The following is a 13,494-nucleotide window of genomic DNA, read 5'->3' as shown; positions in this document are numbered from 1 at the left end:
GTGGTGAGCACCACGACTCCCTACGCCGGCGTTATCCGGTTCAGGTTCGAAGGGTGCTTCTCAGCCGCCAAGCGGCGCCCCTGTCGTTGGTGGGTACTATCCTAGCCTTGAGCGAGGCTGTAAAGCCCCAGTGCAGCCGCTACTTTTCAGCAACGATTAAGAGAGTGGCGGCAGGGTGTTAACGGCTCACCTAGTACGTTTCGATCGCGGAACATAAAGGGTCCTTGGGTGAGGGCTGGAAATATACAACCTGCGCCCTCATAACAGGGGGAAGTAAGCAAAATGATCAATACGCAAATAGCGGTAGACAGCTTGACGCTGTTAGCAGCCTAAGCCTTGTACAAGGTAATATGTTCGTCAAAGAATTTGCGTTATATCAGCATACTTTTCATAATGCCCCAACCCGCAATAGGAGAGTTGTATGTCGTTTCAAGGTGAACAGCACCCAGGCGTTGCCCCCGTTGCCCCACAAACTCAGGGTTTTCGCTTAAACCACACCATGCTGCGGGTAAAAGACCCGGAACGCGCCCTGGCGTTCTACTCCAAAGTGTTCGGTATGCAGGTGCTGCGCCGCCTGGACTTTGAAGAGATGCAGTTTTCGCTCTACTTCCTCGCCAACGTGGAAGCCAGCGACAGCGTGCCGGAAGAAACCCAAGCCCGCACCGCCTGGACCTTTAGTCAGAAAGGCCTGTTAGAACTGACCCACAACTGGGGCACCGAAACCCAGCAGGATTTTGCCTACCACGATGGCAACGCCGAGCCCCAGGGCTTTGGCCATATCTGCTTCAACGTGCCGGATTTAGAAGCCGCCCAGGCGTGGTTTGATGAGCACGACGTAACCTTCGTGAAGCGTGCCGACCAGGGCAAGATGAAAGACGTTATCTTCGTGAAAGATCCGGATGGCTACTGGATTGAAGTGATTCAAGCCGACCGCATGGCAGCCATGGGCGACTAAGATGGCCCATTTGCTGTTTCGGTTGCGCCATGTAACCGATGAAGAAGCCATGGAAGTCCGCCAACTGCTGGATGAGCATGGCTTTGATGTGTACGAAACCCAGGCGGGTTTTTTCCGCCTGGGGGTCGATGCCATTTGGCTGCGCAACCCTGTCCAGCGTGATGACGCAGAGGCCGCATTGGCCGAGTATCAGGCCGAACGCCAAGCTAACGCACGCCAAGCCCATAAAGAGGCGCTGGCCCGCAATGAAGCGCCAACCCTCTGGCGTCGCTTAGCGGAGCACCCGTTTCAGGTAACGCTGGTCATGGTGGCGGTGGTTCTGATTGCGCTGCTCACTCTGCTGCCATTTATTGGCCTGGCGCGCTAGCCTGGGAAAGGGCGTCAGATAGGTGCCCGCGCTTAACGTACATCATCACACCGTGTTGGCCTGCACGAAGCTGCGGGGCCGCACCCGGTGGGTAGCGACACCAACTGCCTTTCGGGTATTCGCTGCCCGCGTCGCACAGCGAACCTTCCAGCACCAATAGCTCTAAGCCTCCGGGCAGGGCAGGGTAGTCGATGGTGGTATCGCTCTCCCAACGCTCCAGGCTGACCCGCTCATCGCCAAAGGTGTGCAGCATTTTGTAGGTAATGCCCGGCCGACGGTCAGGCTGCCAGGGCAAGCGGTGAGCAGGAATCGCCAGTTGGAGCAGGTCGTTCTCATCAAACTGATGCAACTTAACCAGTATCAGCGCGCCCTCTTCGCCAATCTGCGGCGTATGGCCAGTGCCAATCGGGTTACGCAGGTAGCTGCCAGCGGGGTAGCGGCCATGCTCATCCGCAAACACGCCCTCTAGCACGAAAATTTCCTCGCCGCCGTCGTGGGTGTGGTGGCTGAACTGGCTATTAGGCGCATAGCGCACCAGGCTAGTGGCGCGGGCCACTTCATCGCCGATGCGATCCAGCATCATTCGTTCCACGCCCGCACTGGGGGAGGCCACCCAGCGGTACTGCTCCGGCGTGACACAGGCAAAGTGGCTAAAATCGGCGTTTAGGCGCATGGCATTGGCTCTTTGCAGTGGTTTAAACAGCGTTAACGAAAGTCGGTGATGCAAGTCTCCCCATCCACCGCGCAAAATGCAATGCAAAAAAATACCGCCGAGTCGGCGGTATTTTTGTCTTCACGGTATGAATCAGTGGCTATGACCATGATCGTCGTGGTCGTGGTCGTCATGACCATGATCATCATGGCCCGGCTCTGCAAGAGCGTCGTGCAGCACCTGCGCATTGTGGCGCATCATGCCCAGGTACGTACTAGCATCGCCTTCACTGGCCAGCGCATCCGCGTAAAGGGTGCCTGCAATAGGCAGGCCAGTCTCTTCCGCCAGCTGTGTAATGATCGCTTGGTTGGTCATGTTCTCGTGAAACAGCGCTTGCACGTTCTCCTGCTCAATCACATCCACCAAAGCCGCCATGCTGGCGCCGCTGGGGTCGGCTTCGGTAGAGAGCCCGACCGGCGAGAGAAAATTAACGCCATAGGCGCTAGAGAAGTAGCCAAATGAGTCGTGCCCGGTAATCACACTGGAAGACGGGGGAATCTCACTCAGCAGCTCGCGAATTTCCCCATCGGTGGCATCTAACTCAGCCAAGTAGCGCTCGGCGTTGGCTTGGTAGCTCTGCGCATTGGCGCTATCCGCCTCGATCAAACCATCACGAATATTGGTGACGTAAACCTTGGCCTGCTGCAGGTCCTGCCAAGCGTGAGGGTCGTCATCGCCATGATCGTGATCGCTATGGTCGTCTCCGGCATGCTCGTCGTGGCCGTGCTCTTCATGCTCATGCTCGTCATGATGCTCATGCGCATCGTGACTGTGCTCATCATCGCTATGCGCTGCAAAAGCGCGCGGAGAAAGGCCGTCGGTGGCGGTGACCATCGGGCCGCTATAATCGCTTGAGTCAATCAGGCGCTCCATCCAGCCCTCAAACAGCAAGCCGTTGAAGACCACTAAGTCAGCCCCGGCTAGCGCACGGGCATCGCCAGGGCTGGGGGAGAAAACGTGGGCATCGCCATCAGGGCCCACCAGCGAGCTGACCGTCACATGCTCTCCACCGACGTTTTCCACCATATCCGCCAAGATAGAAAAGCTGGTGACAACCTGCACCCGCTCGTTGGCCATGGCGGCAGGCAGTGCCAACATGGCCGAAACGCCCACCAGCCAACGCGATGAAGAGAAAAGCGACATAACATGCTCCTGATTTAAGAAATAACCGTATGAACATCAATCCGCTAGTGCGACTGCTCCAGCGCCAAGGGCGTGGTTTTGCGCCGCAACTTAGCGGCCAAACTGTGGTAACGGCCAAACAGCGCCGAGAGTAAATACGCCACCCCTGCCAGCAAAATAATGCTCGGGCCTGAGGGCGTGTCTAAATGGAACGACAGCAGCAGCCCGCCAGTGCTGGCCAGCATTGCTAACACCACGGCAATCCCGATCAAGCCTTCTAACCGCTTGCTCCAAAACCGTGCCGCCGTAGCGGGCAGCATCATTAAGCCAACGGCCATCAGCGTGCCCAGGGTTTGGAAGCCCGCCGTTAAGTTCAGTACCAGCAGCCCTAAAAAGACGCTATGTACCCAACCGCTACGACTACTTTGGCCGCGTAAAAACAGCGGGTCTAAACACTCCACCACCAGGGCGCGGAAAATAATCGCCAGAGTGATCACAATCAGCGTGCTAATAGAGGCAATCAGCAGCAGCGCCGTGGAGTTAATCGCCAAAATGGAGCCGAACAGCACGTGGGTTAAATCCACGCTGCTGCCGCCCATGGAAATCAGCATGACCCCGGCGGCTAACGAAATAATAAAAAAGCTCGCCATAGCGGCATCTTCCCGCTGGCCGCCCATTTTCGACACCGCCCCTGCTAGCAGCGCCACCATCACCCCAAACAGCACGCCGCCCACGCTCATCACCGGCAGCGAAAAGCCTGCCAGCAAAAAGCCCAGCGCCACGCCGGGCAGAATCGCGTGGGCCATGGCATCGCCAATCAGGCTCATGCCGCGCAGCACCAAAAACACCCCCAGCGGCGGCGCGGCCAATGAAAGGGCAAGCCCGCCGACCACGGCACGGCGCATAAAGCCGTAATCAAACGGTGCAATGAACCATGCATCAAGCAGTGCCAGCATGACGGCCTCCTAAGGTAAACGGCACCACTTGGGCCGGGGCATGCTGGTGGTTGAGCGCGCTGGGAGCGACCCAACGGCCATGGCCGCCATTCAGCATCAACACCTCATCCGCCAAGCGGCGCAGGTGGTCCATATCGTGCAGCACAATAATGATCGTGACACCCTCATCGGCCATCTGGCGCAAGATGCGAATCAAAATATCGACCGTATCGCTATCTACGTTGGCAAACGGCTCGTCTAGCAGCAGCAGCTCTGCTTCCTGCATTAGCGTGCGGCCAATTAGCGCCCGCTGGCGCTGGCCGCCGGAAAGCTCGCCCAGCGGGCGGTGAGCCAAGTGAGAAATACCCAGGCGCGCCATAATCTCGCGGCCTTTGCGATAGTGGGCCGCACAGTAACCTTTCATCGCCCCGTGGCTGGGCCAACTGCCGGTCATCACCAGCTCTTCCACACTCATGGGGAAGGTGAGGTCTAACGCCAGCTGCTGGGGCAGCCAGGCACGGCGCGCTTTATCCACCGTGCATACCACCTTGCCGCTAATCGGCCGAAGCTCACCCATAATGGCCTGAATCAGCGTGCTTTTACCGGCACCGTTCGCGCCGATTAATGCGGTAATCGCGCCGGGCTTAATATCGCCATCCACATGTTCTAACACCGTGCGACGGCCCTGGGCCAAGTGCAGGTCGTGCAGCTGCAAACGCGAAGAGGAACGTTCACTCATAACGGCCACCCGCCTGCCCACACCACCAGCCCCCAAAGCGCCAGCAACGGGAGCGCGACAAAGCCCAACCGCTTAGTGGCAGACAACGACATCAGCGAAAAATGACAAGGGCCTTCCTTGTTATGGCGATGCATGTGCTCACTCATCGAGCGTCCTCGCTATCGAATAAATAAGTTATAACATAACATTTGGTGAAACCAAAAAAGTGGCGGATATTTTACGCGCTCACGGCGCGCTGACAACGGTAAGCGCGCTAATCTTCCGCCCACTCCAAAAGTGCCTAACAAAGCGACAATGGCAATTCAGGCACTAAACATAGATAAAGAGAGAAGGTAACGACCTAATAGCGCCAGGTAGCGCCAATCTGCTGGGGCGATACCATCAGCGCGTATTCGCCTTCTAACGTGATGGGGCCAAGAGACACGCGGGCAGGCTGAAAGCGGTTAATCGCGCTGGAGGCCTGATTAGGCTGCGTCCAAATTTGCAGCTCATTAATCAGCATGCCTGTAGCGAAGTTGATGGCACCATCCCGCTCGCGACCGTCAGCGGCAATTACCGCCCCCGCCACCGTGTTCACCACCAGCGAGCTAACCCGCGCCTCAAACCCACGGCGTTCACGCTCCGCCTGGGCAAGCGAAAGCCCCAACGCCTGCACGCCGCTTAACTCACCCTGCGCTTTAAGGCGCTCGTACTCTACCAGCGCCGCCTGATGCGGCTGGCGATCCGTCAGCATACCGCCCAGCGCTAAGGCGGATTTTACGACTCCTACGCGGGCATCAAAACGGTCGTCCGGGTCGTTGGCTTCGCTGGCTTGGTAAGCATCAAACGCAAGGCTTGCAGCATAGATGCCCGTCCAACCCGCATCCCACCACTGCGCGTGCTGCGCCCCACTTTCAAACACCTCATCGTAAGCTGCCCAATCGGCACTGGTTTGTGCCTGAGCAGGCAGCGACAGCAGCAGCGCCGCCCCCGCCGCCAAGGTACCCCGTGAAAGTTGACGTAAGCGCATAACAGAACACCTAAAAGCCGTGAATTAGCATTAAGCGTAGCACGACGATAGCGCAGGGCCGGGGTGAATCAGATGGGCTAAGAATGGCGAAGATTAATGGCGTTATAAAGCGAAGGATGATTAGATAGGTAAAAAGTATAGGGAGAGCTGCCATGGATGACTTTTCGCCTTCTGACCTTAAAACCATCCTGCATTCCAAGCGTGCAAACCTTTATTACCTCCAGCACTGCCGAGTATTGGTGAATGGTGGGCGAGTGGAGTACGTGACCGATGAGGGCAGCAAATCCCGCTACTGGAATATCCCCATTGCCAATACCACCTCGATTTTATTGGGGACAGGTACCTCCATTACCCAAGCCGCCATGCGTGAACTCGCCAAAGCGGGTGTGTTAGTCGGATTCTGTGGAGGCGGTGGCACACCGCTATTTGCTGCCAATGAAGTGGATGTCGATGTTGCTTGGCTGACACCACAAAGTGAGTACCGGCCCACGGAGTATCTCCAATACTGGGTGCGTTTTTGGTTTGATGATGCCAAACGCTTGGATGCCGCCCGCGCATTTCAGCAAGCGCGCCTTGCGCGTATTGAAGCGCTGTGGACAAGCCGTGTGATGAAAGAGGCAGGCTTTAGCATTGCCACCGACCACCTACACAGTGCCCTTGCCCATCACCGCGAAGCGATTAGCCAAGCACCTAGCACGATTGACCTACTCACTTTAGAAGCGCGACTGACCAAGACGCTCTTTAAGCTTGCCGTTATTGCCGTAGGTTACGGCGACTTTACCCGCGCCAAGCGTGGCACAGGCACCGATCCCGCCAATCGCTTTCTCGATCACGGCAACTATCTCGCTTACGGGTTGGCGGCGACCGCCACTTGGGTACTGGGGATTCCTCATGGATTGGCAGTACTGCACGGTAAAACCCGCCGGGGCGGCTTGGTTTTTGATGTGGCGGACTTGGTAAAAGACGCCGTCATCCTGCCCCAGGCGTTTATTTCCGCCATGCGCGGCGATGAAGAGCAAGAGTTCCGCCAAGCGTGCATTGAGCGCTTAACCCGCACCGAATCCCTCGATTTCATGATTGATACGCTCAAGGAAGTTGCTCACGGGCTGGGGAGCGGTGAGTAATGAACATACTGCTGATTTCCCAGTGCAATAAAAATGCCCTTAAAGAAACACGGCGCATACTCGACCAGTTTGCCGAACGCCGGGGCGACCGCACCTGGCAAACGCCGATTACCCAAGCTGGGCTGGATACACTGCGTAAACTGTTGCGTAAAACCGCCCGTAAGAACACCGCCGTTGCCTGTCACTGGATTCGTGGCCACGACCACAGCGAGCTGATGTGGGTGGTGGGGGATGCTGCCCAGTTCAATCTCAATGGAGCCGTACCGACCAATACCACCGCCCGAGATATCCTGCGCCGCCGCGATGAAAATGACTGGCACAGCGGTGAAGATATTCTCTTGCTCACTGCCTTGGCCGCGTTACTGCACGATCTTGGGAAAGCCTGTGATGCTTTTCAGCAGCGGCTCAAAGGCAAAGTAGATGGGCGCAACTTATACCGTCATGAGTGGATATCGCTGCGTCTGTTTCAAGCCTTTGTGGGGAGTGACGATGACGCCACCTGGCTGGCGCGCCTGGCCGAAGGTGACTATCAAGAGCAGGACTGGCTGGTGGGGTTAGAGCGTGATGGGCTAGACGGCGCTACTTCAGCGGTGTTTAGTCGTTTGCCACCGCTGGCTGCCGCTCTTGGTTGGTTGGTGCTTAGTCACCACCGCCTGCCGCTGAAGCCGCCGCCAACGGATGCTGATACGCCCCAGCGCTGGGGTGGAAAGACCAACCTGCAAGCTGAACAGCTGCCCCAGTTGTTTGAGTCCATCAGTGCTGAGTGGAATGAGATTCCCGAGACGCAAGACCCAGCGCGCATCGCGCCCTACTGGCAATTCAAGGGCGGATTACCCGTTAGCACGCAACGCTGGCGTGAGCGCGCAACGAAGCTTGCCACGCGGTTACAGGCGCGGCTGCAACAGGATGGCCACTGGCTGGAAAGCCACTACGTCATGCATTTAGCGCGGCTTAGCCTCATGCTGGCCGACCACCACTACTCAAGCCTTGAAGACCCTCTGCACCGTGTACGCGGCGAACCCAACTACCCATTAATAGCCAATACCGTGCGCAAAACCGGCAAGCCCAATCAGCCGTTAGACGAGCATATTTTAGGAGTTGAGAAACACGCCGCTGCGGTCGCCCGTGCGCTACCCAGTGTAGACAGCCACTTGCCTCGCTTGGCGCGCCATAAAGGCTTTCGTAAGCGCAGTAGCCACCCACGCTTTCGCTGGCAGGATAAAGCTTTCGACCTGGCCCAATCGCTTAGGGAGCGCAGTCAGCGCCAAGGCTTTTTTGGCATTAACATGGCGTCTACCGGTTGCGGTAAAACCCTCGCCAATGGGCGCATTATGTACGCTCTGGCCAACCCTCAGCAGGGCGCGCGTTTTAGCATTGCGCTAGGGCTGCGCACCCTAACCCTTCAAACCGGCCAAGCTTTACGTGATCGTTTGCATTTAGGTGAAGACGAGCTCGCCGTGCGCGTGGGTGGCAGCGCTAATAAAGCCCTGTTTGAGCACTACGAGCAAGAAGCCGAAGCCAGTGGTTCAGCCTCCAAACAGGTGCTGATTGAAGAAGATGCTCACGTGGTGTTTGACGGCAATTTTGATAGTCACCCGGTACTGCGCCGTTTAAGCGATGAGCCGGGCACTCGCGCGCTGATTGCCGCTCCCATTTTGGTATGTACCGTTGATCATCTAATGCCCGCCACGGAGAGCACGCGCGGCGGGCGTCAGATCGTGCCCATGCTGCGCCTGATGAGCAGCGATTTAGTGCTCGATGAAATCGACGATTTCGATATCAACGACCTGCCTGCGCTTACTCGATTAGTCAATTGGGCGGGGCTACTAGGTTCAAGGGTGCTGCTGTCATCTGCCACCTTGCCGCCTGCGCTGATGGAGGGTTTGTATGAAGCCTATCGCAGTGGGCGTGAAGCCTTTCAGCGCCACCGGGGCGAACCGGGCTTGGCGGTGGACATTTGCTGCGCCTGGTTCGACGAGCACGACCGCCAGCATGAAAGCTGTGCCAGTAGCGAGACCTTCAAGGCCGCGCATCAAGACTTTGCCAAACGTCGGTTAGAACGCCTCGCCAAAAGCCCGGTACGCCGCCGCGCGGATATATTAGCGTTGCCGCCGTTGGGCAAACGCCCTGAAGAGATAAGGCCCGCCACCGCAACCCTGCTGCGTGAGAATGCGCTAGCGCTTCACCAGCAGCATCATTCCGTTGATCCACATTCGGGCAAGCGGGTCAGCTTTGGTTTGGTTCGCATGGCTAATATTGATCCCTTAGTGGATGTCGCCAGGGTGCTGTTTCAGCAGGGCGCGCCGGAAGGTGTGCGCATCCACCTCTGCGTTTACCACTCCCGCCACCCGTTGGTGATGCGCTCTGGCATTGAGCGCCAGTTAGATCGAACACTGCAACGGGCGGAGCCTGATCGCGTTTTTCAGCAGCCGGATATCCGCCGCCTATTGGATAGCAGTGAAGAGAGCGACCACTTGTTTATCGTGCTTGGCTCGCCGGTAACGGAGGTGGGCCGCGACCACGACTATGACTGGGCCATTGTAGAGCCATCGTCCATGCGCTCGATTATTCAGTTGGCGGGCCGCGTACGCCGACATCGCGAGCAGGTGTGTGAGTCGCCCAATATTTTGCTGCTCGATACCAATCTCAAGCATTGGGAGCAGCCTGGAAAGCCTGCTTTTCACAAACCTGGTTTTGAAACAGATCTTCAATGGCGGCTAAGTAGCCACTCGCTTAGTGAGTTGTTAACGGAAGATGAGTACAAGGTGATTGACGCCCGCCCCCGTGTGCTGGCGCGGGAAACACTGCACGCCAAAGATAGCCTTGTCGATTTGGAACATGAGCGGCTGCACCAACTGATGATCGAGCAGCCTGCCGAGCCGCTAACCAAAAAAGAGTTACGAATTGGCAAAACGCCCAAGCCTCCGCCCTTAGGAGCCTACAGCTGGCATGTGATGCCGCAACTACATTTAACCGGTGTATTGATTCAGCGTGATCCATTTCGCCAGCAGCCCGAACCTGAAATAACGCTAGCGCTGCTGCCTGATGAGGGCGGTGAAACCTGGACGCTACACCGCGTAGACGATGGCGCAAAGCGAGGCGAAAAGCTCTACGTACCGGTGGAAGAAAGCCTGCTGTTGCGGATAGATCTATCAGAAGAACAGGGCGAGCGGATACAACCATGGGGCGCAAGCGACTACTTAACGGCGCTGGCTGACTTAGCGGAAGACTTGGCTATCTCCCTGGATCGCGCCGCCCGTACCTTCGGCACGGTCACTGCCTCGGCTAGAAACCAGCGGTGGGGGTATCACCCGGTGTTGGGGTTTTGGCGCAGCCGCTAGCTAAGCGTTCGCGAGCCGGTCACTGACTAAGCGGTTGAGGCTGATATTTTCCTCTGCAGCTTTAATCGCAAGCTCACGGTGTTTTTCCGGGGGAATGCGCACATTAAAACGACCAGAGTAGTGGCGTTCAGAAAGTGGAGTGGGGGGTGTTTCGCCTTCGGCTTCCATATCGACCACTACATCGGCAACGAGGGAAAGAATACCTTCCAGCGCTTCTTGGTGAGTATCGGCAAGCCAAGAGAGGCTGGGCAACTCGGTGCATAAACCAACGAATTGGTCGTCTTCTTCAGACCAGCGAATGCGGTAGGTGTAATGGGTATGGTTCACCATGGTGCAACTCCAATCGTCATGCTGATGACGACAATTTATCAATGGCAGCGAGCGCTTGGCGTACCTGATAAGCCTTGGCTTCGCCATTTTTGCCCCGCTGGATATTAACGCGAGGGTCGCCGGGCCAAGGTGTTTTATACACCCTGTGGCTGGTTTTTTGCTGGCGAGGAGGGCCAAAGTAGTGATCGCAAAGATACGCTAACTCGTCGAAGCCCATGCTTTTAGGCTGCCGACGTGCTTTATCCAAAAGCTTATCAAGCTTTGCCATAAGCGCTCTCAAATAGTAGTACTAATAGTAGTACTGAATTAAAAGGATGTCACGCTGGGACTGCCTGTGCGGCAGCTAAAAATTGCAGCGCATTAATTTTACTGAGCTGTATGTCCAACAGAGATAAAATAATAGCACAGGGAGCTATATGCTGCATGCTGCGCAATAATTGGTTTGCAAAAATATGAGGGTTGGCTTAGTGTGAATGCAGCTTCATTTTAATTAAGTGAGTCCCTTAAGGATGATCTATGGAAAATAGTCAGCAGAAGGGTGTTCGAAGTGCGATTGAGCAATTTTTAAAAGAGCGCTTCGATACCAAGGCGGAAAAGCTGCAGCCCGACGATCCCAAATACCAGGCGCTAGTGGAGCAATTTCAATTCGATACCTGGGTCAACGATGCAGCAAGACGCGTTGGCCAACTACAAGTCGTCACCCACTCCCTCAAGCCTATTCATCCCGATGCCAAAGGCTCCAATCTTTACGCCCCACCTGAGTCGCTAAATAACCACTCTCTTGTCGGCAGCCACACGCTGCCCGCTGATTTTGCGGGCGATGTCGTAGGGAACGCTGCCGCCTTGGATGTCTATAAGTTCTTGAAGCTGCAATTTGAGGGAAAGTCGCTGCTTGAGCGGGCGCTGGAAAATGACACTGAGCTGGCAAAAGCGTTAAGCGATAATCCTGAGCAAGCTCAGGCGTGGATCAGCGCCTTTGCAGCGATTACCGAACCGCGCGGTGAGCATGCCTCGCATACCCGAGGCAAACAGCTCTACTGGCTGGTGGGAGATGATGCCGCAGACGTAGAAAATGACGCTGAGAACTTCCATCTGATAGCACCGCTCTACGCCACTTCTCTGGCGCACCGTGTCTTTCAAACCATTAACTATGACCGTTTTAGCGAAGAGGCCAAAGAGGCACGTAAAGCCAAGCGGGAAGGCAAATACGCTGAGCACTCGGTGCGCAGTTATCCCAACTTGGCTGCACAGAAAATGGGTGGCACCAAGCCACAAAACATCTCGCAGCTGAATAGCGAGCGGGGCGGCAATAACTATTTGTTAGCTTCCATGCCACCCAGTTGGAATGTGCGCGATATTCGCCCACCGCTGAAAGTCGCATCGGTTTTCTCTCATCCTGGCGTCTTTGGCAGTCGTTCAGACGTACGTTCGCTGGTTAAAGACCTCAAACAGTTTCTTGAAACCAACCCTACGTCAGACATGCACACCCGCGACCTGCGCGATGACTACACCGCCATGTTGATGGATGAGTTGGCGCTGTTTGCCATGCAGATGCATAGCCTGCCTGCGGGCTGGAGCGACGATGAAAAGTGCGAATTATCAGTAGAAGAAATGTATTGGCTAGACCCTGGTCGCGCCGAAGAGGATATCGCTTTTCGTGAAGCGCGAAACAGTGTGGAGTGGGCCGACGATATTCGCCACCGCTTTGCTAGCTGGCTCAATACCGCGTTAGGCGGAAAGCTGCCTTTGGGGGATGTGGAGTTCCGGCACTGGAAGAAAGCGCTCGCAAAAGATGCGACCCCTCAACGCCTGCAGGATCGTGATCGCCGCTGGATGGAAAGCCTAACGGAAGACTTAACCAACCTGCCAGGAGGTGATGACGATGAGTGAAGTAAAAAACCTCCTAGTTCTGCCACGCCTACGGGTACAAAACGCCAACGCGATTTCCAGCCCAATGACTTGGGGCTTTCCTGCCATGAGTGCATTTGTAGGTTTGATGCATGCTCTAGAGCGGAAGTTAGCAGAGGCGAGTCTTCCTGTTTCGTTAGGCCGCGTTGGGGTTATTTGCCATGACTTTGAAGCCCAGGCCACTGAGGGTGGTTACATCCGTGGCTTTCACCTGACGCGTAATCCGGTGGATAAGACAGGCGGTACGGCAGCGATTGTAGAAGAAGGGCGTATCCATCTGGATATCACGCTGATTTTCTCGATTGATACCGGCGCTGCAGAAAGCGAGCATGAGGTTATCGCCCATCAAATCAGTGAGATTGTATCGGGCATGCGCATTGCCGGAGGCAGTGTCATCCCTAACCGTGCGGTACCAAGCCACAAACAACGCCCGCAATGGGTCATGCTTGATGACGATGAAGAGCGGCGTCAAACGCAGTTCGCGCGCTTAAAGCGGCGCTGGCTGCCGGGCTTTGCCCTCACACTGCGGGATGATTACCTCACCGAGCACCTTCAAACACTGCAACAGCAACATCCAGACGCCAGTTTACTGGATGCATGGTTAGACCTCTCTCGTCTTAACCATGTGTGCACGTTAGAAAATGAAGGCGAACCCAACGAGAAGCCCGTTTGGCAGGCGCAGCGGCCCTATCGTGGCTGGCTGGTGCCCATTCCAGTGGGTTATGGCGCTATTTCAGATCTTTTCCAACCAGGTGAAGTCGCCAACGCCCGCGATATCAAGACCCCGTTCCGCTTTGTCGAAAGCCTCTATTCCATGGGTGAATGGGTTAGCCCGCACCGCATGAAGCAACCTGAAGACCTGCTTTGGTACGTTGATAACGACGAAGAAGCGGGCCTCTACCGTCTCAATAACGACTATCACCTTCGCGCCTCAGCACAGTAAACAAGGAGC

14 protein-coding genes and 1 riboswitch are annotated in these 13,494 nt (G+C 56.2%); of the genes, 6 read left to right on the top strand and 8 right to left on the bottom strand.

The genetic code is table 11. The features are described 5' to 3' along the window. Nucleotides 1-92, bottom strand: a riboswitch (TPP riboswitch). A gap of 329 nt (nucleotides 93-421) precedes the next feature. Both gloA and A3220_RS05545 read left to right on the top strand, forming a co-directional pair. Next, a complete protein-coding gene (gene gloA, locus A3220_RS05550; RefSeq protein WP_058579835.1) occupies nucleotides 422-955 on the top strand; it encodes a lactoylglutathione lyase in 534 nt (177 codons plus the stop codon). A gap of 1 nt (nucleotide 956) precedes the next feature. Next, on the top strand, nucleotides 957-1,322 hold the full coding sequence (locus A3220_RS05545; protein ID WP_044628810.1) for a DUF6164 family protein: 366 nt from the start codon (nucleotides 957-959) through the stop codon (nucleotides 1,320-1,322). Here the strand turns inward: A3220_RS05545 and A3220_RS05540 are convergent. The 6 genes from A3220_RS05540 to A3220_RS05520 all read right to left on the bottom strand — a co-directional run bounded on the left by A3220_RS05540 (nucleotide 1,303) and on the right by A3220_RS05520 (nucleotide 5,839). Further along, nucleotides 1,303-1,995: a cupin domain-containing protein gene (locus tag A3220_RS05540; protein ID WP_062373708.1), complete on the bottom strand. Its 693-nt coding sequence runs from the start codon at nucleotides 1,993-1,995 to the stop codon at nucleotides 1,303-1,305. The genes A3220_RS05545 and A3220_RS05540 overlap by 20 nt on opposite strands. 132 nt (nucleotides 1,996-2,127) lie before the next feature. After that, nucleotides 2,128-3,177: a zinc ABC transporter substrate-binding protein gene (locus A3220_RS05535; RefSeq protein ID WP_062373705.1), complete on the bottom strand. Its 1,050-nt coding sequence runs from the start codon at nucleotides 3,175-3,177 to the stop codon at nucleotides 2,128-2,130. A gap of 44 nt (nucleotides 3,178-3,221) precedes the next feature. Continuing rightward, nucleotides 3,222-4,112 (bottom strand): metal ABC transporter permease, encoded by an 891-nt coding sequence (locus tag A3220_RS05530; protein ID WP_062361902.1) that lies wholly within the window; start codon nucleotides 4,110-4,112, stop codon nucleotides 3,222-3,224. Beyond that, on the bottom strand, nucleotides 4,096-4,830 hold the full coding sequence (locus A3220_RS05525; protein ID WP_054640913.1) for an ABC transporter ATP-binding protein: 735 nt from the start codon (nucleotides 4,828-4,830) through the stop codon (nucleotides 4,096-4,098). Before A3220_RS05525 ends, A3220_RS05530 begins: the two co-directional genes overlap by 17 nt. Further along, the gene (locus A3220_RS17415) at nucleotides 4,827-4,976 is read right to left on the bottom strand and encodes a hypothetical protein (RefSeq protein ID WP_162835825.1); all 150 of its coding nucleotides are present in this window, start codon (nucleotides 4,974-4,976) and stop codon (nucleotides 4,827-4,829) included. Before A3220_RS17415 ends, A3220_RS05525 begins: the two co-directional genes overlap by 4 nt. 194 nt (nucleotides 4,977-5,170) lie before the next feature. Further along, entirely contained in the window at nucleotides 5,171-5,839 is a 669-nt protein-coding gene (locus tag A3220_RS05520) for a hypothetical protein (protein WP_062373702.1), read from the bottom strand. Nucleotides 5,840-5,991: 152 nt separating this feature from the next. Between A3220_RS05520 and cas1f the strand changes: the two genes are divergently transcribed. Both cas1f and cas3f read left to right on the top strand, forming a co-directional pair. Further along, on the top strand, nucleotides 5,992-6,963 hold the full coding sequence (cas1f, locus tag A3220_RS05515; RefSeq protein ID WP_062373699.1) for a type I-F CRISPR-associated endonuclease Cas1f: 972 nt from the start codon (nucleotides 5,992-5,994) through the stop codon (nucleotides 6,961-6,963). Further along, on the top strand, nucleotides 6,963-10,304 hold the full coding sequence (gene cas3f, locus A3220_RS05510; RefSeq protein WP_062373696.1) for a type I-F CRISPR-associated helicase Cas3f: 3,342 nt from the start codon (nucleotides 6,963-6,965) through the stop codon (nucleotides 10,302-10,304). The genes cas1f and cas3f overlap by 1 nt, the downstream gene beginning before the upstream one ends. On the opposite strand, the gene A3220_RS05505 is transcribed toward cas3f, so the two are convergent. Both A3220_RS05505 and A3220_RS05500 read right to left on the bottom strand, forming a co-directional pair. Then, a complete protein-coding gene (locus A3220_RS05505) occupies nucleotides 10,305-10,634 on the bottom strand; it encodes a type II toxin-antitoxin system HicB family antitoxin (protein ID WP_054640916.1) in 330 nt (109 codons plus the stop codon). 16 nt (nucleotides 10,635-10,650) lie between these two features. Then, nucleotides 10,651-10,902: a toxin HicA gene (locus A3220_RS05500; protein WP_054640917.1), complete on the bottom strand. Its 252-nt coding sequence runs from the start codon at nucleotides 10,900-10,902 to the stop codon at nucleotides 10,651-10,653. A gap of 248 nt (nucleotides 10,903-11,150) precedes the next feature. Here A3220_RS05500 and csy1 point away from each other — a divergent pair, with 248 nt between their 5' ends. Then, on the top strand, nucleotides 11,151-12,524 hold the full coding sequence (gene csy1 / locus A3220_RS05495; RefSeq protein WP_062373693.1) for a type I-F CRISPR-associated protein Csy1: 1,374 nt from the start codon (nucleotides 11,151-11,153) through the stop codon (nucleotides 12,522-12,524). Then, complete coding sequence (gene csy2, locus A3220_RS05490; RefSeq protein WP_062373690.1) at nucleotides 12,517-13,485, top strand: type I-F CRISPR-associated protein Csy2; 969 nt, start codon at nucleotides 12,517-12,519, stop codon at nucleotides 13,483-13,485. Before csy1 ends, csy2 begins: the two co-directional genes overlap by 8 nt. Nucleotides 13,486-13,494 lie beyond the last annotated feature (9 nt).

Source organism: Halomonas sp. KX33721 (genome assembly GCF_001596805.1).
Classification (GTDB): Bacteria; Pseudomonadota; Gammaproteobacteria; order Pseudomonadales; family Halomonadaceae; genus Vreelandella; species Vreelandella aquamarina.
Note: the sequence above shows the minus strand (reverse complement) of the source record. Positions and strands in the feature narration are given on the sequence as shown.

Excerpts from the sequence above, each read along its gene's own strand:
- A3220_RS17415 (WP_162835825.1), bottom strand. The coding sequence starts at position 4,976 with ATGAGTGAGCACATGCATCGCCATAACAAGGAAGGCCCTTGTCATTTT.
- cas1f (WP_062373699.1), top strand. The coding sequence starts at position 5,992 with ATGGATGACTTTTCGCCTTCTGACCTTAAAACCATCCTGCATTCCAAG.
- A3220_RS05500 (WP_054640917.1), bottom strand. The coding sequence starts at position 10,902 with ATGGCAAAGCTTGATAAGCTTTTGGATAAAGCACGTCGGCAGCCTAAA.
- csy2 (WP_062373690.1), top strand. The coding sequence starts at position 12,517 with ATGAGTGAAGTAAAAAACCTCCTAGTTCTGCCACGCCTACGGGTACAA.
- csy1 (WP_062373693.1), top strand. The coding sequence starts at position 11,151 with ATGGAAAATAGTCAGCAGAAGGGTGTTCGAAGTGCGATTGAGCAATTT.
- A3220_RS05540 (WP_062373708.1), bottom strand. The coding sequence starts at position 1,995 with ATGCGCCTAAACGCCGATTTTAGCCACTTTGCCTGTGTCACGCCGGAG.
- A3220_RS05505 (WP_054640916.1), bottom strand. The coding sequence starts at position 10,634 with ATGGTGAACCATACCCATTACACCTACCGCATTCGCTGGTCTGAAGAA.
- A3220_RS05525 (WP_054640913.1), bottom strand. The coding sequence starts at position 4,830 with ATGAGTGAACGTTCCTCTTCGCGTTTGCAGCTGCACGACCTGCACTTG.
- A3220_RS05530 (WP_062361902.1), bottom strand. The coding sequence starts at position 4,112 with ATGCTGGCACTGCTTGATGCATGGTTCATTGCACCGTTTGATTACGGC.
- cas3f (WP_062373696.1), top strand. The coding sequence starts at position 6,963 with ATGAACATACTGCTGATTTCCCAGTGCAATAAAAATGCCCTTAAAGAA.
- A3220_RS05545 (WP_044628810.1), top strand. The coding sequence starts at position 957 with ATGGCCCATTTGCTGTTTCGGTTGCGCCATGTAACCGATGAAGAAGCC.
- A3220_RS05535 (WP_062373705.1), bottom strand. The coding sequence starts at position 3,177 with ATGTCGCTTTTCTCTTCATCGCGTTGGCTGGTGGGCGTTTCGGCCATG.
- A3220_RS05520 (WP_062373702.1), bottom strand. The coding sequence starts at position 5,839 with ATGCGCTTACGTCAACTTTCACGGGGTACCTTGGCGGCGGGGGCGGCG.
- gloA (WP_058579835.1), top strand. The coding sequence starts at position 422 with ATGTCGTTTCAAGGTGAACAGCACCCAGGCGTTGCCCCCGTTGCCCCA.